19 protein-coding genes are annotated in these 24,317 nt (G+C 56.7%); 12 read left to right on the top strand and 7 right to left on the bottom strand.

Annotation, left to right across the window (positions count from 1 at the left end; all coding sequences use genetic code 11):
• The first annotated feature begins 19 nt into the window (after nucleotides 1–19).
• A complete protein-coding gene (locus AC2FJZ_RS04795) occupies nucleotides 20–1,189 on the top strand; it encodes an FIST N-terminal domain-containing protein (protein WP_496776253.1) in 1,170 nt (389 codons plus the stop codon).
• A 3-nt stretch (nucleotides 1,190–1,192) separates the two neighbouring features.
• Complete coding sequence (locus AC2FJZ_RS04790) at nucleotides 1,193–3,406, top strand: hybrid sensor histidine kinase/response regulator (RefSeq protein ID WP_496776252.1); 2,214 nt, start codon at nucleotides 1,193–1,195, stop codon at nucleotides 3,404–3,406.
• A gap of 36 nt (nucleotides 3,407–3,442) precedes the next feature.
• Here AC2FJZ_RS04790 and AC2FJZ_RS04785 read toward each other — a convergent pair whose 3' ends face one another.
• A complete protein-coding gene (locus AC2FJZ_RS04785) occupies nucleotides 3,443–4,387 on the bottom strand; it encodes a LysR family transcriptional regulator (RefSeq protein WP_496776251.1) in 945 nt (314 codons plus the stop codon).
• 129 nt (nucleotides 4,388–4,516) lie between these two features.
• Here AC2FJZ_RS04785 and AC2FJZ_RS04780 point away from each other — a divergent pair, with 129 nt between their 5' ends.
• The 7 genes from AC2FJZ_RS04780 (at nucleotide 4,517) to AC2FJZ_RS04750 (ending at nucleotide 14,918) form a co-directional block, all read left to right on the top strand.
• Nucleotides 4,517–5,524, top strand: coding sequence for a TAXI family TRAP transporter solute-binding subunit (locus AC2FJZ_RS04780; RefSeq protein WP_496776250.1), 1,008 nt, complete (start codon nucleotides 4,517–4,519; stop codon nucleotides 5,522–5,524).
• 83 nt (nucleotides 5,525–5,607) lie between these two features.
• Entirely contained in the window at nucleotides 5,608–7,821 is a 2,214-nt protein-coding gene (locus tag AC2FJZ_RS04775) for a TRAP transporter permease (RefSeq protein ID WP_496776249.1), read from the top strand.
• A gap of 1 nt (nucleotide 7,822) precedes the next feature.
• Nucleotides 7,823–9,061: an NAD(P)/FAD-dependent oxidoreductase gene (locus AC2FJZ_RS04770; protein ID WP_496776248.1), complete on the top strand. Its 1,239-nt coding sequence runs from the start codon at nucleotides 7,823–7,825 to the stop codon at nucleotides 9,059–9,061.
• 39 nt (nucleotides 9,062–9,100) lie between these two features.
• Nucleotides 9,101–9,841, top strand: coding sequence for an aspartate/glutamate racemase family protein (locus AC2FJZ_RS04765; RefSeq protein ID WP_496776247.1), 741 nt, complete (start codon nucleotides 9,101–9,103; stop codon nucleotides 9,839–9,841).
• Nucleotides 9,842–9,977: 136 nt separating this feature from the next.
• Nucleotides 9,978–12,155 carry a Tex family protein gene (locus AC2FJZ_RS04760; RefSeq protein ID WP_496776246.1) on the top strand — a complete coding sequence of 726 codons (2,178 nt, stop codon included), beginning with the start codon at nucleotides 9,978–9,980 and terminating at the stop codon, nucleotides 12,153–12,155.
• A gap of 172 nt (nucleotides 12,156–12,327) precedes the next feature.
• On the top strand, nucleotides 12,328–13,725 hold the full coding sequence (locus AC2FJZ_RS04755) for a bifunctional enoyl-CoA hydratase/phosphate acetyltransferase (protein ID WP_496776245.1): 1,398 nt from the start codon (nucleotides 12,328–12,330) through the stop codon (nucleotides 13,723–13,725).
• Complete coding sequence (locus AC2FJZ_RS04750; RefSeq protein ID WP_496776244.1) at nucleotides 13,722–14,918, top strand: acetate/propionate family kinase; 1,197 nt, start codon at nucleotides 13,722–13,724, stop codon at nucleotides 14,916–14,918. Before AC2FJZ_RS04755 ends, AC2FJZ_RS04750 begins: the two co-directional genes overlap by 4 nt.
• A gap of 7 nt (nucleotides 14,919–14,925) precedes the next feature.
• Here AC2FJZ_RS04750 and AC2FJZ_RS04745 read toward each other — a convergent pair whose 3' ends face one another.
• From AC2FJZ_RS04745 to AC2FJZ_RS04725, 5 genes are all read right to left on the bottom strand, one after another.
• A complete protein-coding gene (locus AC2FJZ_RS04745) occupies nucleotides 14,926–15,693 on the bottom strand; it encodes a citryl-CoA lyase (protein WP_496776243.1) in 768 nt (255 codons plus the stop codon).
• Complete coding sequence (locus AC2FJZ_RS04740) at nucleotides 15,690–16,874, bottom strand: CaiB/BaiF CoA transferase family protein (protein ID WP_496776242.1); 1,185 nt, start codon at nucleotides 16,872–16,874, stop codon at nucleotides 15,690–15,692. Before AC2FJZ_RS04740 ends, AC2FJZ_RS04745 begins: the two co-directional genes overlap by 4 nt.
• The gene (locus AC2FJZ_RS04735; protein ID WP_496668204.1) at nucleotides 16,867–18,378 is read right to left on the bottom strand and encodes a tripartite tricarboxylate transporter permease; all 1,512 of its coding nucleotides are present in this window, start codon (nucleotides 18,376–18,378) and stop codon (nucleotides 16,867–16,869) included. Before AC2FJZ_RS04735 ends, AC2FJZ_RS04740 begins: the two co-directional genes overlap by 8 nt.
• A 1-nt stretch (nucleotide 18,379) precedes the next feature.
• Nucleotides 18,380–18,862: a tripartite tricarboxylate transporter TctB family protein gene (locus AC2FJZ_RS04730; RefSeq protein ID WP_496668202.1), complete on the bottom strand. Its 483-nt coding sequence runs from the start codon at nucleotides 18,860–18,862 to the stop codon at nucleotides 18,380–18,382.
• 67 nt (nucleotides 18,863–18,929) lie between these two features.
• A complete protein-coding gene (locus AC2FJZ_RS04725; RefSeq protein ID WP_050603781.1) occupies nucleotides 18,930–19,913 on the bottom strand; it encodes a Bug family tripartite tricarboxylate transporter substrate binding protein in 984 nt (327 codons plus the stop codon).
• Between the two features lie 107 nt (nucleotides 19,914–20,020).
• On the opposite strand from AC2FJZ_RS04725, the gene AC2FJZ_RS04720 reads away from it, so the two are divergent.
• The 3 genes from AC2FJZ_RS04720 to AC2FJZ_RS04710 are packed head-to-tail and all read left to right on the top strand — an operon-like array spanning nucleotide 20,021 to nucleotide 23,023.
• The gene (locus AC2FJZ_RS04720; protein ID WP_050603782.1) at nucleotides 20,021–20,689 is read left to right on the top strand and encodes a response regulator transcription factor; all 669 of its coding nucleotides are present in this window, start codon (nucleotides 20,021–20,023) and stop codon (nucleotides 20,687–20,689) included.
• Nucleotides 20,679–22,046, top strand: a complete 1,368-nt coding sequence (locus AC2FJZ_RS04715; RefSeq protein WP_496776241.1) for a sensor histidine kinase — start codon at nucleotides 20,679–20,681, stop codon at nucleotides 22,044–22,046. The genes AC2FJZ_RS04720 and AC2FJZ_RS04715 overlap by 11 nt, the downstream gene beginning before the upstream one ends.
• Nucleotides 22,025–23,023: an ABC transporter substrate-binding protein gene (locus AC2FJZ_RS04710; RefSeq protein ID WP_496668196.1), complete on the top strand. Its 999-nt coding sequence runs from the start codon at nucleotides 22,025–22,027 to the stop codon at nucleotides 23,021–23,023. The genes AC2FJZ_RS04715 and AC2FJZ_RS04710 overlap by 22 nt, the downstream gene beginning before the upstream one ends.
• An 11-nt stretch (nucleotides 23,024–23,034) precedes the next feature.
• On the opposite strand, the gene AC2FJZ_RS04705 is transcribed toward AC2FJZ_RS04710, so the two are convergent.
• Nucleotides 23,035–24,309 (bottom strand): HlyD family type I secretion periplasmic adaptor subunit, encoded by a 1,275-nt coding sequence (locus tag AC2FJZ_RS04705; protein ID WP_496776240.1) that lies wholly within the window; start codon nucleotides 24,307–24,309, stop codon nucleotides 23,035–23,037.
• Nucleotides 24,310–24,317 lie beyond the last annotated feature (8 nt).

Here is a 24,317-nt window from a genome sequence, read left to right as displayed (position 1 = left end):
CTTTGAGGGAGGAGGCCCGATGGACCAAGCAGTCGGGTGGGCAGAGGCCCAGGCCCGCACGCCAGGCATCGTCAAAACGGCTTTTGTTCAATACGACAGCGCGCAGGCTGTGGGCACGCTCAAGCACAACCTGGGTGACGGGCCATTTGCGCTTGTCATACTTTTCGTTAGCCCAAACGCGGATGCATCGGACGTCATTGCCGAAGCCCAAGAGGTTTTCGATCCAACACCAGTTGTTGGTTGCACCACCGCCGGAGAGTTAGCGGATGATGGCTATTGCGAGGGTAAGATCGTCGCGATCGCCTTGCCGCAAAGCCACTTTGAAACGCGCACGGTTCTGGTCTCTGACCTCAGCGACTTTGATGCGGAAAGCATCATCAATGAAATGATCCATAACCGACATGACATGATGGCAACCGCGCCTGATTGGAGCCATGAATTCACATTTCTGATGATCGATGGGCTGTCGACCAAAGAGGACGCGCTGACTTCTGAACTGGCCGTGGGTTTAGGACCGGTGCCGTTGTTCGGGGGGTCGGCAGGGGATGGGGCTCGGTTCGACAGCACCTATGTGCTGCATGAGGGGCAGGCGCTGCCCAATGCGGCCATTCTGACTCAGGTCCGCACCAGGTGTCCGATCAAAGTGTTCAAGACCGACCATCTTCTTCCGGCCGAACGGCGTATGGTTGTGACCAAGGCGGACCCGGCCAAAAGGATTGTGCAGGAAATCAATGCCGAACCCGCTGCGCGTGAATACGCCCGTATTCTTGGAAAAGATCCCGAACAACTGACGACTTTCACCTTTGCGGCGCATCCTGTGGTCGTGCAAATCGGCGGGAAGCACCACGTCCGTGCAATTCAACAAGTGGCAGGTAACGGGGATTTGGTGTTTTTCTCGGCCATTGACGAAGGTTTGGTTCTGACACTGGCCAAACCACGGGACATGGTCGAGCACCTTCAAGAGGAAATCGGGGTATTATCCGCAAAGCAACAACCTGACACGATTTTGGGTTGCGATTGCATCCTGCGCCGATTGGAAGCGCAAGAAAAGCAGATGACCCGTGAAATTTCGAGCATTCTGGCGCACAATCACGTGGTCGGGTTCTCGACCTATGGCGAACAATACAATTCGATCCATGTGAACCAGACTCTGACAGGCGTTGCGATTTATCCGCCTGAGAAAGAGTAGCCCATGATCGAACATCTCACGGATCCCTCAGATTCCATAGAACGTCAGAACGAGAAGTTACGCAGGATCGCCGAGGCGCTGATGCGGCGGGTTGAAGAATCCACCGATGCGTCAGGGGCCGCTTACGCACAGTTTCAACGGGCCGCTGTTCTTGAGCAGGAAGTGCGGGCGCGGACCGATGATCTGGAACGGGCGCTTGAGCTTCTTAACGATTCCAACGCTCGTTTGGCGCAGGCCAATCAGGAAACCGAGTCTGCGCGGGCCGATCTCGCCAATGCGATCGAAACGGTGCAGGAGGGGTTTGCCCTGTTCAACCGAGACGAAAAGCTGGTGCTTTGCAACACCCGTTTCGGATTGCACATGCCCGACATTCGAGAACGACTGAACCCGGGCTTGGGATTTGCCGAATATGTCGAGTTGCTGAGCCAATCTTCATTCCTGTCATTGCCCGAAGAGGTAACACCGAAGGAGTGGGCCAAAGCTCGTCTTGATCGACATAGTGACGACCATGTTGTGTTCAACGTCCGGCTTGCGGGCAATCGCTGGGCGCAAGTGTCAGAACATCGCACGCCGGATGGCGGGACGGTTATCCTGCAAACGGACGTGACCGACATCATGCGGATCGAACGGCAGGAGAGGGACCGGATTCTGGACGACAAGGCGAGGCTGATCCGCGCCACGCTTGAGCATATCGATCAAGGCGTCTGCATATTCGACAATAAACACCGCCTTATCGGTTGGAACAATCGGGCCAGCGAATTGCTGGCGATTCCGATCACCCAGTTTCAGATGGGAACTCGCTTTGACACACTTTCTAACCGGCTCAGCGCAAACATAAGTTTTCAGGAAGGGATCACCGAAGAAGACTTGTTGAACTGGGTGCGTCGCAAAGCGTCGCGCCGCCCTTTGCAGTTTCAGATGCACAGAGGGCGATCCAAGATCCTGTCGGTCTTTGCACAACAAATGCCGGACCGGGGTTTTGTGATTTCATTCACCGATGTCACAGCGGAGCGCAAATCTGCTGAAGCTTTGTATGAAGCAAAAGAGTTGCTGGAACAGCGGGTTGCGTCGCGCACAGTGGAACTTGCCGATGCGTTGAACGAGGCTGAGCGTGCCAACGCCTCAAAATCGCGTTTTGTGGCTGCTGCTAGTCACGATCTGTTACAGCCCTTGTCTGCGGCAAAACTCTATGTCGCGTCATTGGGCGGCGGGTTGAACAAGGAAGACGCTCAGACCGTTGCCGCAAAAGCGGAAAGCGCGCTGAACAGTGTTGAGCATATTCTCGAAGCATTACTGGATATCTCGAAGCTGGATTCAGGGCGGGCCCGGGTGCATTTGTCTCCTGTTCCATTGGGTCAGTTGTTTTCTCAGATGGAGGACGCGTTTCGCCCGGTCGCGCAGGCAAAAGGGCTGGACTTGCGCTTTGTTGTCTCGGACGTCGCGGTTACAAGTGATGCCAGCTATCTAAGGCGTATCTTACAGAATCTATTGTCGAACGCGATCCGTTACACCGATGCTGGGAAGGTTCTGGTTGGTGTCAGGCGGCGCAAGAAATCTGTCTCGCTTGAGGTGTGGGACACCGGTATCGGAATCGCGCCGGACCAGCGGGACACTGTGTTTCAGGAGTTCCAGCGTTTGCATTCAGATGCCAGCGCTGCTGAAGGCATGGGGTTGGGCCTTGCGATTGTCGAAAGGGCTTGCGGATTGTTGCATCACCCGATCCATCTGCGGTCTGAATTGGGGAAGGGCACAGGGTTTTCGGTCGAGATCCCGTTGGCAAAAACAAAGCCTGTGGCCGCACATGACGTTTCCTTGCGTCTAACGTCCAACCCCAAGCTGCCTTGCAGCACCGTCGCCCTGTTGATCGAAAACGATGAGAACCTGCGCAGCGCCTTGAGCATGACCATCGAGTCCTGGGGCGTTGAAGTGCTGGAAGCAGACAGTGGACATGGCGCGAGCCGCCTGTTGCAAGAAATTGGTATCCTCCCAGACATTATTGTCGCGGATTACCAATTGAACCATGATGAAACGGGGATCGAAGCCATAGTCGCCTTGACCCAAGAATTTGGAGCTTTGCCGGGGTGTATCATTTCCGCCAATCGATCTCCGGAGCTGGTGGAAAACTGCAGGCAAGCTGATCTACCGCTGCTTTACAAACCCATTGACGCGCAATTGTTGAGGACGACCCTGGAAGCGTCCGTTGCGAAAAGCATATGAGCGCCGAAGGCTTCAGTCCGCTGGGCTTTGTTTGGGTTAGACAACCTCGGTTCGGGGATTGGCTCCGGTCTGGTTCAACATCGACAAGACTTCGGCCTTCCATCCTGCTTTGATTTTAATCGCCAATTGGGAAGGGGGGCGGTGATCCGGTGACAGGATCGCATACTCATATCTCAGCGGTTCCTTGAGCGGCAGAAACTGAACCCGGCCGTTTGACATGTTCAACTCACTTTCAGTGGCGACGGTCAGCGGGTCGACAATCGTGCAGCATTGGCCCGAACCAACAAAGGGAAGCAGGGGCAGAAAGTACTGACAGGTCACGTTGGGAGTGTAAGTTGCGGAAGCTAACTGAAACGCTTGGCGCACTTTTTTCTGGAAAGGATGCGTCGCATGCAGCCCTCCCATGGGAACTCCGTCCAAATCCGAAATCGCAATGGCCTGTTTACGTGCCAGGGGATTGTCCCGATCCATCGCGCAGAAACAATCGCCGCTGATGACTTCTGCGGAAAACTGGGGCTTCTTGCCAGCCGGATACTCAAAATCCGCAAACCCGAAGTCAATATTCTGTGTCGCTGCCAGTTCCATGATCTGCGGTGAACTGCGTGTCGATAGAGTGATGCGAATGTCAGGGTTTCCGCCCACTGAGCGACTGATGAAATTCGGAAATGCGATGGTCGACGGGCCTGGCATGGCGGCAATATTCAAACTGCCGGAATGCCCTTCGAGAAGCCCGTGCATCGTGCTTGCAATAGAGGATAATCGATCAAGCACACCAGCAGTTTCAGTCAGCAGGTAGTGCGCTTCGGGCACAGGGATCAGGCGCCGCCCTTTGCGTTCGAAAAGGGTCAGACCCAGACTACGTTCCAGATTCTTGATCGCAAGGCTGATGGCCGGTTGTGTCCGGTTCAGTTTCTTGGCGGTTTGAGAGATGGAGCCTGTCTCCATCACTTCACGAAACACGGTTAATTGAATAAGGTTCATAGCCATTTCATAAGCTAAACTTTAGTTTTATTAAATATAACAAATTTGTATTTATGATTTTTCTGCCTAGGCTGATCTGATCAGAGTTCGGACGCACCGAATCCATAGATCTAAAACTGGGAGCTTAGAATGAAACTTATGAAATGCCTGACGGGTTTGGCGTTGGCGGGGGCGCTGGCCGCACCTGCACTTGCACAGGACCCGACCTTTTTCCGCATCGGCACCGGCGGCGCAGGTGGCACGTATTTCCCAATCGGCGGCACCATTGCCAACGGAATTTCGGCCCCTCCGGGCTCGCGTCCCTGCGAAGAAGGCGGCCAGTGTGGTGTGCCGGGCCTGATCGCGATTGCACAATCGACGACAGCTTCGGTCTTCAACAACGCCGCCGTGCAGAACGGCGAGCTTGAAGCCGGTCTGGCTGCGGCGGACGTCACGCGCTCGATGTATCTGGGCGAAGGCAAGTTCGAAGGTAAGCCACACCCCAAGCTGCGCATCGTTGCAAACCTGTTCCCCGAGGACCTGCATCTGGTTCTGCCAGCGGGCCAGACGATTGGTAGCCTTGGTGATCTGGAAGGCAAGCGTGTCGGTATCGCGCAGGCCGGATCGGGCACACAGGTGGCCGTGCTGCAGATGCTGGATGCCTGGGGCGTCAACCGTGACAACATGGACGAAGCCGAGTTGAACAACAGCCAAAGCGCCGAACGTCTGGCCGACGGTCAGCTGGATGCTTATTTCTATGCCGCAGGTTGGCCGGTTGCTGCGATGGTGCAGCTATCCTCGACCAAAGGCATGAACCTGCATTCCTTCAGCGACGAAGACCTGGCCAAGATCAACGAGATCATCCCGGCTTATATTCCGTCGGAGATTCCGGGTGGTGTCTATGAAGGCATCGACGGGCCGACCAAAACGCCCGCTGTCAGCGCGATGCTGGTGGTTTCCGCGGACCTGTCCGAAGATCTGGTCTATCAGTTGACCAAGGCCATGTGGAACGACAACACCCGCAAACTGCTGGACAATGGCCATGCCAAAGGCAAGCAGATCACCCCTGATACCGCGCTGAACGGTGTTGAAGCACTGGGTGTTCCGCTGCATCCGGGTGCCGAGAAGTTCTACAAAGAAGCAGGCTTGCTGCAATAATCGAAACCGCAACTTAGCGTTTCTTCCGGTGCCCCGATTTTGGGGCACCGAATTCTTAAGGTACGCGCAATCGGGGGGCCATCATGTCCGAAACCCAGAAACTTGATGACCATGAGCTGACGGCCGAGGAATTGGCGGCCATCGAAGAACAGTTCGACGAAGGCGCTGCTGTTCGGGAAGTCACACCGACAGCCGGTAAGGTGCTGCGCGTTGTTGCCCTGATCTTTGCGTTCTACGAGTTTTTTACCGCCGGATTTGGCCTGCCTGCCGACCATTGGCATATGGGCATCTATTTGGCCCTTCTGTTCATTCTGGTCTACGCGACCATCCCTATTGTTGGATCGAAAAGCCTCTATGCGCTCAAGGTCAGCCGGTTCCGCATCGGTAACATTCCCGTCTACGACCTGGTGTTCATGGCGCTTGGTATTGTCGCCGCGCTGTATGTAGGGTTCGCCTGGCGCGGCCTTCCGTTTCTGGGGATCGAGGAGCAGACGTTCCGCATGGGCAACCCGAACACCTATGATGTGTTCCTGGGTGTCGTCATCATTCTTTTGGTTTTGGACATTGCCCGCCGTACGCTGGGTTGGGTACTGCCGCTGATCATCTGCGTTTTTATCTCTTACGCCCTGTTTGGGCCGTATTTCCCAGGGCTGTTGCAGCACCCGGGCGTGAACTTCAAAACTTTCGTGTCGTCGATGTATTTCCCACAGGAGGGCATTTATGGCGTTACCCTCTGGGTCGTTTCGACCATCGTCTTCCACTTTGTACTCTTTGGCGTGATCGCACAGCGCACCGGATTGGGGCAATTGTTCATCGACAATGCAACGATTCTGGCGGGCCGTTATACAGGCGGTCCGGCAAAGGTGTCGGTGGTATCCTCGGCCTTCTTCGGCACGATCTCGGGTTCTTCGGTGGCCAACACCGTTTCAACCGGCGCGCTGACAATTCCCAACATGAAGCGCCTTGGATACCCCGGTCATTTTGCGGGAGGGGTCGAAGCCGCCTCCTCGGCCGGTGGTCAGATCACTCCTCCGATTATGGGAGCCGCAGCCTTCATCATGGCTGAGTTCCTTGAGGTGCCTTACACCACCATCGTGATTGCGGCGATCTTTCCGGCACTCTTGCACTATGTCGGCGTCTTTGCGGTTGTGCACTTGATGGCGCGCAAGCTGAACCTGAAAGGTCTGACGAAGGAACAGTTGCCGCAGCTCAAAGCTGTCTGGTCCGAAGGTTGGGCCAATATCGTGCCTTTGATCGGTCTTCTGGTGGTGCTGTTTACCGGCTATACGCCGTTCATGTCCGCTTTCTGCGGTATTTCTCTGGCCGTCATCGCGGGCATGTCGCGGATCAAACAACCGCCGACGTTGGTATATGCTGCAGCGTTCCTGGCTTTTGTCTTGTGGAAATACTCGAATGGCGGGTTTGACTTGACCATGACGGCGATTCTTTGTGGTCTAACGGTGATTGCTACACTGAATCCGCAAAAACGGATTGAGGTGCCAGAGATGCTGCAAGCAGTAGAGCTGGGCGTGAAATACTCGCTGGCCGTGGGGGCTGCCGCCGCTGCGGTGGGCATCGTGGTTGGCGTGATCAACACGACAGGCATCGGTTTCCGCATCGGCTTCATGGTGACGCAGGGCGCAGGCAACCTCGCGGCTGACCTCTACAACATGATCTCGTTTGGCAGCTTCCAGTTGTTTGCCATGGAAGATCTGCAACTCTTCATCTCGTTGGTCTTCATCGCCATCGTTTGCATCCTGATGGGCGCGGGTATTCCGACCACGGCACTGTACATCATGCTGGTGTCGGTTGCGCAGCCTGCGCTGGCCCAGCTTGGCGTCCCGCCAATCGCCAGCCACCTGTTCGTGCTGTATTATGGTGTGGTGTCCGAGATCACGCCACCGGTCTGTACCTCGGCCTATGCGGCGGCGGCCATCGCTAATTCGAACCCCTTCCGAACCGGGCTGTCCGCCTTTACCCTTGGGCTGGGTAAAGTCATCGCGCCAATGGCCTTTGTCTATGCGCCGGTTTTGTTGTTCGTGTCGTCGACCGGGTTCGATTTCTGGGAATTCACCTATACCGCAGCCAGCTGTATCGCGGGGGTCATCGCACTGTCGGCAGCAGTTGTTGGTTATTGGCTGCAACCGATGAACGTGATTTCGCGCGTCCTGATGGCGATAGCGGGTGTGATCTTTGTCGCGCCGACACTAACGGCGGACCTGATCGCACTGGCTGTGGCGTCACCGGTCATCGTGACCCAGTTGATCGCCCGTAGCCGCACTCAAGCCACGGTCTGATATGTCGGAACAGGTGACAATCATTGGGGCGGGGATCGTCGGCCTTTGCTGTGCACTCTCCCTGCAGGACCGCGGCATCGCCGTACGGCTGATCGACAGGGGAGAGCCTGGGCAGGAGACTTCATTCGGCAATGCCGGTGTGGTCTCACCTTGGTCGGTGATCCCTCAGGCTGTGCCCGGTATCTGGAAAACGATCCCCAAGATGTTGCTGGACCCAAATAGTGCTTTGTCTGTCAAGGCGTCATTCTGGCCCAGTATGGTGCCTTGGGGCCTGCGGTTTCTGAGAAAGTCAGATGAAAAATCCGTGCGCAACATCTCTGATGCAATGGAACTGCTCTGTCGCCCATCGATAGAGCTCTATCGTAGGCATTTGCAAAACACCGGGCATGAAGACCTGATTGTTGATTCCAACTACATCCATGCGTTTCGCCAATCAGACCAGGCTGACTTGAAAGCACTGGGTTATGCGATCCGGAAGGAAAAAGGCGGGCAACTTGAACGGATCGACGGGGCAGAACTACGTCGGATGGAACCCGCTTTGTCCAGGGATTTTAAAGCAGCGATCCTGATCAAAGGGCAGGCACGGGTTACTTCACCCGGTCGGCTTGGTTCGGTGCTGGCCGACAAAGCGCACCGGCAGGGTGCTGAATTCGTGCGCACCGAAGTCACCAAGCTGAACCGCACCGATGATGGCCTATGGCATCTGGTGACACCTGAAGGCCCGCTTCACGCCGATACGGTTGTGATGGCAGCGGGTGTCTGGTCAGCCGAGCTGCTAAAGCCTTTGGGCCTTTCGGTGCCTTTGGTCGCGGAACGCGGATACCACGTGCAGTTTCCCACTCCGTCAACGGTCCTGGAAAACTCTGTCATGGATGTGGATGCCAAGGTGGTTGCCAGTTCGATGCAGGACGGCTTGCGCGTGGCAGGGACAGCGGAATTTGCCAACATCGATGCGCCACCCGATCCGAGGAAACAGGCGCTTTTGACAGAACAGGCGCGGGCGATGGTGCCGGATCTCAACACCACGGACACGCAGTTTTGGATGGGCCGCCGCCCATCATTCCCTGACAGCCTGCCTGCAATTGGTCCGGTTGAAGGCAGTAAAGGTTTGTTCAGCGCTTTTGGCCATTCCCATTACGGTCTGATGATGGCCCCCAAAACCGGAGAGCTTTTGGCTGATATGGTGTCGGGGCAACGCCTGAATATCTCAACGGTCCCATTCGCCTTGTCGCGGTTCTGACCTCAACAAGGCGCAGTTTCGAAAAAGGATCACCATATCATGCCAATTTTCCAAGGCGGACAGAACATTTGCGGGGCCTCAATCGGGGTTTTGTGTCTGGAAAGCTATTTCCCCAAACCTCCGGGTCATATCAAGAACCCCTCGAGCCTGCCCTTTCCGGTGCTCTACGAGATGATAGATGGTGTCACAGTTCCGACGCTGCTGAATAACCCGACCCCTGAATTGCTGGATCCATTCATCAAGGGCGCACAACGGCTAGAGGCCGAAGGTGTGCGCGCCATCACGGGCAGCTGCGGGTTTCTTGCGCTGTTTCAGAAAGAGCTGGCAGCGGCTGTGTCGGTGCCGGTATTTGCCTCCAGCCTGATTCAGGTGCCGCTGGCCTATCACATGTCCGGGGCCAGCGCGCCGGTTGGCGTGATCACGGCCGATTCCACTGCGTTGACATCACGCCATTTCGAAGGCGTTGGGGCAGGGGAAATACCTGTTGCCGTGCAGGGATTGGAGCACACCACAGAGTTCGCGGAAGTCATACTGCGCAACACCCGCACTCGCATGAATACCGATGTGATCGAAGCCGAAGTTCTGGACGCAGTACGCAAGCTGAAACGTGATGCGCCGGACATCAGGTCTGTGGTTCTGGAATGCACCGACCTGCCACCCTATGCGTACCGCATTCAGGATGAGTTGAAGCTGCCGGTCTATGATCTGACAACTCTTGCCCAGATGGCACATTCTGTGAACACACGTGCGCCTTATGGCGGTCTGATGCCCTGGGGTTAAGGCCGTCCTGCACTGGGTTATCCCGCGGTTGACCATGGGGTTCAGCGGGTAGATGCCCAATGATCACGACAAGGGTCTTCCCCTCATTGAAACGGCTGGTTAAGAAACCCTTCCACTGTCGTTTCAGGAGGTTCCTTTGGACCGTATCGCCCGCACCATCGCCACCGAGATCAACGCGCGTTCCGATCAGGTCGGTGCCGCGATCAAACTGTTGGATGATGGGGCAACCGTGCCTTTTGTCGCCCGCTACCGGAAAGAAGCTACCGGAGGTTTGGACGATACCCAGTTGCGCTTGCTGTCAGAGCGGCTGACCTATCTGCGAGAGCTTGAGGCGCGGCGCGAAACCATCCTGAACTCGATCCGGGATCAGGGGAAGCTGACCGAAGATCTGAGCAAATCGATTGCCCGGGCCGAGACTAAGGCGCAACTGGAAGACATCTATCTGCCTTACAAGCCAAAGCGGCGCACCAAGGCGATGATTGCGCGGGAAAACGGATTGGAGCCTTTGGCCGATGCCATTCTGGCTGACCGCAATGCAGAACCGGAAACGCTGGCCGAGGCATTTCTGTCCGAGCCCGTGCCGACACAGCGCGATGCGCTAAACGGGGCGCGGGATATCCTGACTGAGCGGTTGACCGAAAACGCGGGTCTGTTGGGGGAACTGCGGGCTTTCATGCAACGCGAGGCGCTGCTGAGTGCCAAGGTCATCGAAGGCAAGGAAAAGGAAGGCGCGAAGTTCAGCGATTACTTCGACCACTCCGAGCTTTGGGCTGATGTTCCTTCGCATCGGGCGTTGGCTATGCTGCGCGCTTCGAAAGAGGGCATTGTCACGCTGGACATTGCTCCGGAACCCGAATTCGGTGCAGCACGTGCCGAAACAATTGTCGCCGCGCATCTGCAAACGCGCGGGAAGGGACCGGCGGATGCGTGGCTGCGCAAAGTTGCGGGCTGGACGTGGCGAGTTAAGCTTTCGCTGTCCATGATGGTCGACCTGATGGGGGATCTGCGCAGCCGTGCGCAGGATGAGGCCATTCAGGTCTTTTCGCGCAACCTCAAGGATCTGCTCTTTGCAGCGCCGGCAGGGGCCAAGACCGCATTGGGTCTTGATCCAGGTATCCGCACTGGTGTGAAGGCGGCTGTTGTTGATGCAACCGGTAAGGTGGTGGCCACCGACACGCTCTATCCATTTCAGCCTAAGAACGACGTGCGCGGGGCGCAGGCGGTACTCCTCAATCTGATCTCGGCCCACCAGATCGAACTGATCGCCATCGGGAACGGAACTGCGAGCCGTGAAACCGAACGGTTGGTTGCAGACACACTGGCCTTGCTGCCAAAGAGCGTGAAGGCGCCGACAAAGGTGGTTGTGTCCGAAGCCGGTGCCTCGGTTTATTCCGCCTCTGAAATGGCGGCACGAGAGTTTCCCGATCTGGATGTTTCGCTGCGCGGGGCAGTATCCATCGCACGGCGTTTGCAGGATCCATTGGCGGAGCTGGTCAAAATCGAACCCAAATCAATTGGCGTCGGACAGTATCAGCACGACGTAGATCAACACCGGCTTTCACAGTCACTTGATTCCGCGATTGAAGATGTCGTGAACGCCGTTGGCGTCGATCTGAATACCGCCTCTGCCCCGTTGCTGTCGCGTGTTTCTGGTCTCGGAGCAGCACAGGCCGAAGCCATTGTTGCCCATCGTGATCTGAATGGGCCGTTCCAGTCACGTAAAAATCTGTTGTCAGTTGCCCGGCTGGGCCCACGTGCATTCGAACAGTGCGCCGGTTTCCTGCGTATCCGGGATGGTGCAGAGCCGCTGGACGCGTCGTCGGTTCACCCCGAAGCATATGACGTCGCCCGGCGCGTTGTGGCGACTTGTGGACGCGATATTCGACGCATCATGGGCCATGACGGGGCGTTAAAAGGGCTGCGGGCCGAACAGTTCGTGACCGACGATTTCGGTCTGCCAACGGTTCGGGATATCTTTGCCGAGTTGGAAAAGCCCGGACGCGATCCACGGCCAAGTTTCGTCACAGCCTCATTTGCGGATGGCATTGAAGAGATCACCGATTTGAAGCCTGGCATGGTTCTGGAAGGCACCGTGACAAACGTGGCGGCGTTCGGGGCATTTGTGGATGTGGGCGTGCACCAGGACGGGCTGGTTCATGTCAGCCAGTTGGCAGACCGCTTTGTCAAAGACCCGCATGACGTCGTCAAAACCGGGCAGGTTGTGAAAGTCCGCGTTGTCGAGGTGGATGTGCCCCGAAAACGGATCGGCTTGACGATGCGAAAACAGGGCGGCGGCGGAAAGAGGCGCGCCTGATCTGCAATGTGCACAGTTTCCGGGCGCATCGACATGAAGCCGTTGCATACTGGACATAATGTGACGACCGACAAGGTCGGCCTTATTGCATTGTTTTCATTGAGCGCTGAACTGAGTATCAGCAAGAGAGTTCGCAGCCCCGCCACACGGACCGAAACAGAATCGAAAGTTCATGCAGTATCACAACAAGCCCTATGACAAGCTTCAGGTCGGCGATACTGCCGAGCTAGTTCGCACTTGCTCGGTCGACGATTTCTATGTGTTCGCAAACAATTCCGGCAACCACAATCCGCTTCATCTGGCTAGCGAAGATGGCGACGGCGACCATACCAACGAAGCGGTTGCGCCAGCCATGTTTGTGGGGGCTCTGATCTCGGCCGTCTTGGGGAACGTTCTGCCGGGGGCAGGGACGCTCTACAAATCGCAAAACTTTGACTTTGTTGAACGGGCGCACGCTGGCGATGAATTGGTATCCAAGGTCACGGTTGCTGAAAAGCGGCCAGGTCGCGAGGTTGTCTTTGATACAGTCGTTACACGCCCGTCCGACGGTGCAGTGATCGTCAGTGGACAGGCTATTGTCATAGCGCCGGACAAAGAATTGGCGTTTGCCGAGCTGGAATTGCCCGGGCTTGTGGTCAAACGCCATCGCCACTTTGACGCTATGCTGGATAAGGTGCGCCCCCTGCCGCCCATGCCGACGGCGGTTGTAGCCCCTGAAGACCCGAATTCTTTGGGCGGGGCGCTGCTGGCCGCGCACGAGACGATCATTACCCCCATTTTGATAGGTGATCCTACGAAGATCGCAAACGCGGCGGCCGAAATCGGCGCTTCGCTGGACAAGTTTGAGATCATACCGCAGACCGATCATTTCAGCGCAGCAAATACGGCGGTTGATCTTGTTTCTACGGGCCGGGCCAAGGCGTTGATGAAAGGGCATCTGCACACGGATGAACTGCTCAAGGCTGCGCTGCGACGCGAGAATGGCCTACGCGCGGGACGCCGGTTTACCCATGTCTTTGTCATGGACGTGCCCGGACAACCCAGACCGCTGTTGGTGACGGACGCGGCGATCAACATCGAGCCGGATCTGGAAACCAAGATTGATATTGTCCAAAACGCAATAGATCTGGCCCTGTCGCTGGGGATCGAAAACCCGAGGGCGGGTATTTTGTCGGCCATCGAAACCGTCAATCCCTCCATTCGATCTTCGGTCGACGCGGCCCTGCTGTCGAAAATGGCGGAACGCGGTCAGATCACCGGTGGGCTGGTTGACGGACCTCTTGCCATGGACAATGCCGTCAGCCTTGCTGCCGCGCGATCCAAGGGGATTGTATCGGAAGTCGCAGGTAAAACCGATATTCTGGTGGTGCCCAATCTGGATGCCGGGAACATGATGGCCAAGCAACTGACCTATATCGCCAATGCAGAAGGTGCGGGTGTAGTGATGGGGGCCAAGGCGCCCATCATTCTGACCAGCCGGGCTGATGACGACAAGGCGCGGCTGGCGTCCTGTGCTGTTGCGGCCTTGCATGATGCATTCACCCTTTCGCACTCCGGAGCACCCGAATGACACATGTCGTGACATTAAACGCTGGATCGTCTTCGATGAAATTTGGTCTGTTCGAGCTGACCGACGACGATCCGATCATGGTTTGCACAGGGGCAGTTGAGAGGATTGGCGAGGGCGAGCCGCTGGTCAAGGCCAAGTCATCCGACGGCAGTGTTCTTGCCAGTGGCACGGCGGGCGAAATCCACGATCACGCCGCTGCCCTGGATTGGGTTTTGAATCTGCTGGCGCGCTCTTTCCCCAACAGCGAAGTGACTGCGGTAGGGCATCGTGTTGTCCACGGTGGTCCGGATATCGATGCGCCGCTGCCGCTGACCGAAACCTCCATTGAAGCGCTGGACAAGCTTTCACCCTTTGCACCATTGCACCAACCACACAATCTGGCCGGGGCGAAGGCGGCGATGGAACGGTTCCCGAACGCCGCCCAAATTGCCTGTTTCGACACAGCTTTTCACCGCAATCACCCGTGGGAAAATGACGTATTTGCGCTGCCGCGCGAGTATTACGACAAGGGCGTCCGTCGCTATGGCTTTCATGGTCTCAGCTATGAATACATCTCGGACCACATGGCAAAAACGGCCCCGTTGCTGCACGAAGGTCGCGTGGTGGTTGCCCATCTGGGCAATGGCGCGTCGATGTGTGCAATGATCGGCGGACGGTCCGTGGGCTCCACCATGGGGTTTTCGGCTCTGGACGGGCTGCCAATGGGATCACGCTGCGGCCAGCTTGATCCAGGCGTGGTGCTGTACCTGATGGAACAGGAAGGGCTCAGCGCTGACGAAATCTCGGACCTTCTGTTCCGCAAGTCGGGCTTGCTGGGCCTTTCCGGGCTATCGAATGATATGCGAACCTTGGAAAAAGCGGACACGCCTGAAAGCCGCCAGGCGATCAGCTATTTCACCTTTCGTATTCGACGCGAACTAGGAGCGATGGCGGCTATTCTGGGTGGCATCGATGCCTTGGTTTTTACTGGCGGAATCGGAGAAAACTCGCGTTTGGTACGCGACCGGGTTTGCTCTGGAATGGGGTGGCTAGGGATAGAACTGAACCCGGATGCAAATGCGGATAATGACCTGATCATCTCAACTGATCTGTCCCGCGTGGTGGTCATGGCGATCCCGACGAATGAAGAACTGATGATTGCCCGCGCCGCGTCGAATCTATTGGCCGAACGCTCACATTTGAAAACCGCGTAGGGGCGGTTTACGTCGCCTTATATGTCCAGCGGTAGGCGGGTGGGGTCGGCCCCTTGTTTCGACCCCCTTGCTGCATCTGTTCCCACGCATGGGCCAAAATACCGACAGATCGGGACAGGCAGAACAGACCGCGTGCAAGCGGGGGCGCAAAGCCAAGTTCGGCGTAAATAACAGCAGTTGCGCCATCTATGTTCATCGGAACGGGCTTCCCTTTGCGCCTTGCCAACTCCGCCTCGATCGTTTGGCAAATCCGCATGAACTGACCGTCGCAGGCACCGTTTTTCACGGCTTCGGACACCAACGCCATCAAACGCGGGGCCCTAGGGTCCGTGGGGGTATGGAACCGGTGGCCAAAGCCCGGCAATATTTTCCCCTCGTTATTAATCCAGTCGTCCAGGGCCTGTTCCAAACTGCCGGGATGTTCAGTTACGAAATGGAAAAGAGTTACGGCTTGCTCGCCAGCCCCGCCGTGAACGTCCCCCAACATGTTCACGGCGCTTGCCATCGCGTTGTTGAGGGGCAGGCCGCAGGTTACTGCCATGCGCGCTGTAGCAATCGAAGGTGCCTGAGGCCCATGGTCTACTGCGGCGACCAATGCGGCCTCAAACAACCCGGCCTGCGCGTCGGAAGGGTGATCGCCGCGCACCATGAACCAGATCATTTCAGCGAAGCTGAGGTTTCCGATCAAGTTCTGGATCGGTTCACCGCGCAAATCGATCCGGCCGGGTTCCATATCAATGATGGATGTTTTCCACCAATCGGACACATCGCTCATATGATCCCCTCCTTGCGCAACGTGTCGATTTCTGCGCCGGACAAACCGACTTCAGTCCAAATTGAGGCATTGTCGGCCCCAAGCTCGGGTGGAGCGGTCTTTGGCATGCGCCGCGTGCCGTCCATCACGACAGGGCTGCCCGCAAGCTTCATGACTTCGCCCTGAACCTGCACAGACCCGATTAGGCCGCGACGGGAAAGCTGTTCGTCGGCAAGCGCCTGGGGCACGGTCAGAACCTGACCGGTCGGTACTCCAATGGCATTGAGTTCATGCACCCAATCTGCTGCGGCTCTGGTCCGAAGAGTCTGCTCCAGCGCTTCGCGCAATGTGTGACGGTTCTGTTTGCGGTCTTCGCGGGTTGCGTAGGCGGGATTGCTTAGCAGATCGTCCCGTCCCAGATGGCTTGCCAGGGCCTGCCACTGCTCATCTCGGTTGGCGGCGATATTGATCGGGCTGTCGCGCGTCGCAAAGGTGCCAGAGGGGGCAGAGGTTGTATTTTCGTTTCCGTGCGCTCCGGGCATGACACCGCCGACCAGATAGTTCGACACGACCCAACCCATCGTTGAAATCACCGCTTCGGACATAGCAACATCCAGATAGGTTCCGCGTGGGGTTGCGTTTAATGCAGCGGCAACGGCAAAGGCGGCCGTCATCCCGCCGACCGTATCCGCCAAAGGGTAGCCAACGCGATAGGGTGCAGTATCAGGTGCCCCGGTGATGGACATCACGCCACTGATGCCCTGAACGATCTGATCATAAGCCGGATCACCCCTTCGTGGGCCATCCTGACCGAACCCGCTTATGGCGCAGTAAATCAGGTTCGGATTGACCTCTCGCAAGACGTTGTAACCAAGCCCAAGGCGATCCATTACACCGGGTCGGAAATTTTCAACCAGCACATCAGCAGCTTGGACAAGACGTTTCAGCAACGCCCTGCCTTTTGCCGATTTCATGTCGAGCGTGACAGATTTCTTTTCGGCGTTTTGGGCCAGAAAGCTGATGCCCATGCCCGCTTTGTTTCTGTCGGGATCAGCGCCTAGAACGCGGGCAAGGTCGCCGTCACTAGGGCGTTCGACCTTGATCACTTCAGCTCCCATCAGCGCCAGTTGATAGCAGCAATACGGACCCGCAAGGACATTTGTCAGATCGAGCACCCGTATTCCTGCCAGCGGTTCAGTCACCTTCTGCAACCCCAGCCGCCCGCGCCCGTGCACGGCGTGCGCGATAGCTGGGCAGAAGCACCAGAAGTGCCGCGATGACCAGCAGACCCAGAGTCATCGGGCGTTCCCAGACGAAGGCGATGCCGTCATAGAGCTGCATCGAGCGGGCAAAGTTGTCTTCCATCATGCCACCAAGGATGAAGCCGATCAGCAACGGTGCCAGTGGGTAATCAGCGAATTTCAACGCTGTCGCGCAGACGCCGAAGCCAACAAGTATCAAAAGCTCAGTTGCATTGTTCTGCCCGATATAGGCCCCCATCAGGGTGAAGAACAAAATGAAGGGGATCAGGTAATTACGCGGAACCGAGAGAACTTTGGCGATGTATGGGATCAGGGGCAGGTTAAGGATCAGCAGCACGAGGTTGCCGATGAACATTGACATGATCACGGCCCAGAAAATCTGCGGCTCATCCAACATCAGACGCGGGCCCGGTGTCACGTTCAGTGCAATCAGAGCCCCGAGCAAGATCGCCGTTGTACCAGAGCCGGGAATGCCAAGCGTCAGCAGCGGCACGAAAGACCCAGTGCAGGCAGCGTTGTTTGCCGATTCAGGAGCCGCAAGACCCTTGATTGAGCCTTTGCCGAATTCTTCCTGTTCGTCTTTCGGGGCAATGTTGCGTTCGACCGCATAGCCTAGGAAACTTGCAATCGTAGCGCCTGCGCCGGGCAGGACACCGATGAAGAATCCTTGTATCGATTGGCGACCAATCACAGGTGCGATGGCCTTTGCTTCGCTGCCTGATATCCGCAGATCCTTGATCTCGCCATCATCTCCCTGAAGGTCTTTTGGTTTGAGGACCAGAAACAGCGCTTCGGGCAAGGCGAACATGGCCATTGCCAAGGTGATGAACCCAAACCCGGACTGCAGGTCCATGATACCCATGGTGAATCGCGGCAAGTTGAACAACGCGCCTTCGCCCACGGTTGCCATGATCAGCCCGAGAAGCGTCATAATGACCGCTTTGGCAACTTGTCCCGTTCCTGCAAAGGCTGCAATGGCCGATAAGCCAACCACCATCAGGGCGAAATACTCTGCCGAGTGAAAGAGCAATGCCACGGACGACAGGGCAGGGGCGAAGACCATCAGCAAAATGGCACCAATTGTACCGCCTGCAAAACTTGCGATTGCTGCGATGGTCAAAGCTTTTCCTGCTTTCCCCTGGCGAGCCATCGGGTAGCCGTCAAAGCTGGACGCCACAGTGCCCGCGACCCCCGGCGCGTTGAGAAGGATCGAAGAGGTGGAGCCGCCAAAGATGGCACCATAGTAAACCCCGGCTAGCAGGATCAATGCCGCGGACGGATCGCCCATGGAAATAGCAACAGGAATCATAATGGCGATGATCGACATCGGACCGAGGCCCGGGAGCATGCCGATGAATGTACCTATAAGACATCCTGCGATGACCATCAGCAGGTTCTGAATTGAGAAAGCCGTTTGCAGGCCGATCAGAAGTCCTTCAAGCATGTCAGCCTCCGAAAATGCCCGGCAAGGGACGCATGTAGATGCCAAGAACTTCCTGAACCAGATACCAGACGGCACCTGTTGCTATGAAAGCGACGGGAAGCATAATGTGCCATTTTCGCTCGCCCAGAATGAATGATCCCAGGATCAGGAAAGCCGAAGTCGAGATCAGAAACCCGACGGGGCGCAGGCAGAGGGCGTAGATCACCATCAGGGCCAACAGCATCAACGCCTGGTCAAGATGGTAATCACCCAACCGCCGATAATCGATATCGGCTTCTTTGGGTTCAGCCTTTTCGAAACCCAGCAGAATGATCGTGGTGGTGATGATTCCCAGAATCGACAGCACTTTTGGGAAAGTACTGGGCCAGATGGGGTTTCTCTGCATGAAAGGGGGAAGGCTGCCGTCCATCGTGAACCAAGCGGCGTAGCCATATGTTAAACACACACCCAGAAGAACGAGCGCGATCCAGCGATCCAGCGCCATGAGACCCCCTCCTTTTTTCTTGTTGTTGGGGATGGCAGAGCGGGTACCCGCTCTGCCCGTCGTGATTTTAAAGGAAGCCCAGTTTTTTCATCAGATCGCCGATCTGCTGTTCCTGCTGCTCCAGGAATGACTGGAAGTCGTCGCCTGAATTGTGGATGTTCACCCAACCGTTACGTGCGCGAACCTCTTCCCATTCAGGAGTGTCGTACATCTTGGCAATCGCGGCCTGGTAGGCGGCCAGCTTGTCTTCGGGCAGACCCGGGGCTGCAAAGAAACCACGCCAGTTCACGAAGGTTGTGTCGATGCCCTGTTCCTTCATGGTCATGGCATCAGGAGCCGCATCAACACGTTCTTCCGACGTCACGCCGATGATTTTGACTTCGCCCGCGTTTGCCAGATCAACCGCTTCCGAGAAACCGGTGGATAGCCCCGCAATCTCACCCGACAGCAGGGCTGCCATGGCTTTGCCGCCCGCGTCATAGGGGATGTATTTCACGCCGAGCGCATCTTTGCCTGCCGCTTCCATCACCATCGCGGCCACCAAGTGGTCCATACCGCCGGGCACCGAGCCGCCGCCAATCGCTGTTCCGCCCGGGTCGGCGTCAAAGGCGGCAAGCAGATCATCCATCGAGTTGATGGGGCTGTCTTTGCCCACAACGATCGCGGCATAATCACCAATGGTGCCCGAGACCAGCGTCAAGTCGCGGAAGTTATGTGGGAATACGCCGGTCAGGGAACGGATCACGATCGGCGTGGAGTTCACCATCAGCGTACCATGATTGCTGTCAGCGTTTTCGATCAGGTAACCAATGGCTTTGCCACCACCACCACCTGACATGTTTTCGTAGGACGCAGTGCCCACAAGACCCGCGTTTGTCAGCGCTTCGCCAGTACCACGTGCAGTACCGTCCCAGCCGCCGCCTGCACCGCCGGGGATCAGAAAGTGAATGCTGTCCACAACCTGATGATCATCGGCCAGAGCCGGCCCCGTTAGGCCGATTGCGGCCACAGCTGCGATCAGGGCGCGGCGGCCCAGTGTGAATGTCGTCATGATGTCCTCCCATTTGACAACCGGCCGCGTCGCGGCTCAGATTGACAGAACAAAAACACATCAACCTGACATCAACCTGTCACGTGCAAAAATAGTGCCAAAGCCTCATGAAGTTCTTGCTAGTTGAAGACAGTCACGACCTTGCACGCGCGATTTGTTCGCGCATGAGGTTAGACGGGCATGTGATTGATCACGCAGCAAATTTGGACGATGCAACCGGCTTTGTGGAAACTCAGGATTATGACCTGATCCTGCTGGACATCATGCTGCCCGACGGGGATGGGCGCGACTTTCTGAAACGCCATCGCGCAGGCAATCGGGACACGCCCGTCATTGTGCTGACGGCCCGCAGTCAGGTATCGGATCGAATCGGTTCGCTGGATCTGGGGGCAGACGACTATGTCACCAAACCTTTCGATCACGCAGAACTCGAGGCCCGCTGTCGCGCCGTACTACGCCGCAAATCCGGGAATACGACGACGAAGATCGAGGTCGGCGGCATCGTCTTCGACCCGCTGGCGGGCCACCTGACCGTAGGGGATCAGACCTTTTCCCTGCGTAACCGTGAACTGCGCCTGCTCGAACTGTTCATCAATGCACCTGGACAGGTTTTTTCAAAGCAAAAGCTAACAGACCGGCTGTTTTCTTACGACGACACGGTCTCGGATAATGCGATTGAGGTCTATGTGGGTCGCTTGCGCAAGCATCTGGAGCCGTCTGACTTGAAGATCACAACACTTCGCGGACTGGGATACAGGCTGGATCATGCCTCTTGATCCCAATGTGTCAGGATCGCTGCGGAACAGATTGGTTCTAACCCTCATCGGGGGTGCTGCTCTACTTGCCTTTCTTCTGTTTGTAGCGGTCCGAAATTATGCCGCGCAGGTCGCGCAACAGGGGCAGGACAATATTCTGGGCGCTTCCGTGACCTCTATTCTGGATGCAGCGGCCTTACGTGAGGGTGAGCTTGAGGTTGATATTCCATACGCCGCCTTTGCAATGCTGAGCACCCCGTCAGACGACCGGGTCTTTTACGCGATTTATCAGGATGGGGAATTTCTGTCTGGATACGAAGACCTGTCGCCATCGTCAGGGCAAAGTGACAGCCGGTGGCGCTTTCAATCCAACTACGTCCGAGGTGAGACCATCCGACAGGTCAATGCCAACCGAACGCTGGTTGGATTGGACAAACAAACCGTAGTCGAAATTGTGCTGGGGCAAACACAAGATGCGCTGGCGGAAACTCTGGACCAGATCTCACGCAACGCGGCAGTTCTTGGGATCGGGTTCTTTGCCCTTGCCGCCGCCTTGTCCTTTTGGGCGACGTCTTCGACCATTGGGCAGTTGAACAGGCTGACGACCTCTGTCACCCGCCGGGGCCCGCAAGATCTGAGCCCCTTCAAAAAACCCGTGCCCCGCGAAATGGCACCATTGGTCGCCTCGCTGAACTTTTTGATGGGTCGGCTCGATCAGTCTCTGAGCCAATCCGAAGACTTCATCGCCGAGGCGGCGCACCGCGTGCGGACCCCGCTGGCAACAGTCAGATCTTATGCTGACACAACGTTGCAAAGGGTTGAGAAGGAAGAGAATCGCGAAGCGTTGCGATCGATGGTACGGGCCATTGACGAAAGCTCGCGGGCGGCGGGGCAGTTGCTGGATCATGCGATGATCACGTTCCGCGCGGATCACCTGGAGCGGGAAGAGATCGACCTTGTCGCTCTGGTTCGAGACTTGGTGCAGCGTTTGACACCGATTGCCGAAATGAAGGACTTGTCCCTATCCTTGGATGGCGATGCGGAGGTTCTTTATTCCGGGGATCCTATTCTCATCCAGAACGCGGTGCGTAACATGATCGATAATGCACTCAAATATGCACCTTCTGACAGTTCTGTCCGCATTGAGGTAACGTCTGCCCCGACTAAGCAGATCCGTGTCAAAGACCGCGGACCCGGGTTCCCGCCAAACGAAATCCATACGCTGACACGCCGCTTCGAGCGTGGAAAAAACGCAAGCGGCACCATCGGGTCCGGCTTGGGTCTGACCATCGTGCAGGACGTCGCAACTGCCCATGGCGGCACGCTGGAACTAGAGAACCGACAAGGGGGCGGCGCATGCGTTACATTATCGCTCTGATTTTGTTTTTCTTTCCAACAGTTGTATTGGCACAAGCCTGGGAAGACAGACAGGTGTTTAATGCTGAGGCAGGTCAGACCCGCCTGCGGGTGATCTCAAGCACGGATACATTCCTTTTCGCGCCGCTGATTGCCGCGTTTCTTGAGGAGAACCCGGGTATCTCGGTAGATTACATGGTGACGGGCACAGCAGACATCGACCGGATCGTTCGCAGTGCGCCCGCCGACTTTGATATCGTCATTTCCAGTGCAATGGACCTGCAACTAAAATTGGCAAATGACGGTTTTGGGCGGGTAATTGATGACGTCAGGCTGCCGTCTTGGGCGCAATGGCACCAAAGTTTGTTTGCGTTTACGTTCGAGCCCGCGACAATTGTGGTCAACCGTGCCGCTTTTGAAGGTGGCCCCATGCCCGAAACTCGCCAGCAGCTTATTGAAATGCTGCGCGCGCGCCCGGACGAATTCTTGGGGCGCGTGGGGACATATGACATTCGGCAATCCGGTCTGGGCTATCTTTTTGCCACCCAGGATGCCCGCGCATCCGAAACCTATTGGCGTCTGATGGAGGTCATGGGCGGGTTGAATGTTCGCCTGTACTGCTGCTCGGCCGACATGATTGACGATCTTGTCAACGGAGAGATCGCCGTAGCGTACAACGTTTTAGGCAGTTATGCCTCCGCCCGGGCTGGCGGCAAGGACGTGCTAGAGGTCATCCTGCCATCTGATTTTCAGACCACCATGATGCGCACGGCATTGGTGCTGGACGGCACCCCAGAACCTGATGCTGCGGCGACCTTTGTGCAGCATCTTGTTTCAAGCCCTGCAGGAAGCGTTTTTTCTCTTCCGCCGCTGGCGCTCTACGACGCAGGGGCGGAGCGGGAAGCGATTGGGCTCGACCCGGCCCTGCTGACCTTTCTGGACAGGTTGAAGCGCCGCCGGTTTCTGACGGAATGGGAAAGCGCGGTGATCCAGAGATAACCGCGCCGGCTTTACTCTCGGAAAGCGCGATTGAAGTAATCCGCCATCGGTTTGACCAGATAAGACAACGGCGTGCGCTCGTCAGTTTTGATCAGCGTCTCTACCGGCATACCGGGCAAAAGCTCCTGCCCATTGAGACGTTCCAACTGCCCATCATTCAGGGCAACTTCAGCACGGTAGAAGGTTAAACCGGACTGTTCGTCGGTGAACGTGTCCGCCGAGACATTGTTGACCTGCCCGTCCAACTCGGGTGTTTCGCGCTGATTGAACGCGGGAAAGCGCAGGGCCACCGGCTGACCAACATGCAATTGATCCACATTGATCGCATCCACACGTGCGGCAACCAGCAACGGCGTGTCCTGAGGAACGACATACATCATCGGTTCACCCGGTTGCACGACCGACTGCAAGGCGAACACCTGACTTCCGTACACGGTGCCACTGACTGGTGATCGAATGTCCAGGCGAGTCAGGCGTTCGGTCAAAGACAGTCTGCGTTCGGATAGTTCCGCGATCTGTGCCTGTACATCTCGCAAGGTGGTGATGGCTTCTTCTCTCCGGGTTGCGGTCAGTTCGACGATCTGAATCTCGGTAGACGCGATCTGCCCTTTCAGGCGCGCAACAGCAGCTTCCAATCGGCCAATCTCACCGGTCAGGCTGGCCTCTTCCCGTTGTAGGGCAAGCACCCGGCTGGTTTGCGTCAGACCTCGTTTCAACAAGCTTTGCTGATCTTCCAGTTCATCCTCAATCAACTCGACCTGACGACGCAGCGAGACCAACTGGGCCTGAGTGCCTTCGATTTCGCTTTCGATCTGAACCAACTGTTTGCGCAGCTGTTCATCTTGTCTGGTCAGCGTCTCAAGCCGGGCCTCGAACAGGTTCAGTTGGCCTGAAATCAGGTCGGCATCAATTTCATACTCAGTCTGAACCTCACTCAACCGTGTGGCCAGCTCAGCGGATGTCAGGCCATCCCTTTCCGCCTCCAGCCGAGCGCGTCGCACCAGCAGTTCGAAAAGCTGTGCCTCGACAATCGTCTGTTCGGAGGACAGGAAAGTATCGTCCAGACGCAACAGCATGTCGCCCGATGACACAACATCCCCGTCGCGCACGAAAATCTCGCCGACCACGCCACCATCGAGATGTTCCACAACCTGGCGATTGCTTTGCACTTCGATCACACCCGAAGACACGATGGCTCCGGCCAAACGCGTTTTGACAGACCAGATGCCCAATCCGCCGACCAGAATGACAAGGGCTGCAAACCCGACCAGCGCAGGAATCTTCATGCTCCAGA

It is taken from the genome of Ruegeria sp. CDSA079 (assembly GCF_059612245.1).
The sequence above is the reverse complement of the archived record's forward strand: the minus strand, read 5'-3'. Positions and strand labels throughout refer to the sequence as shown.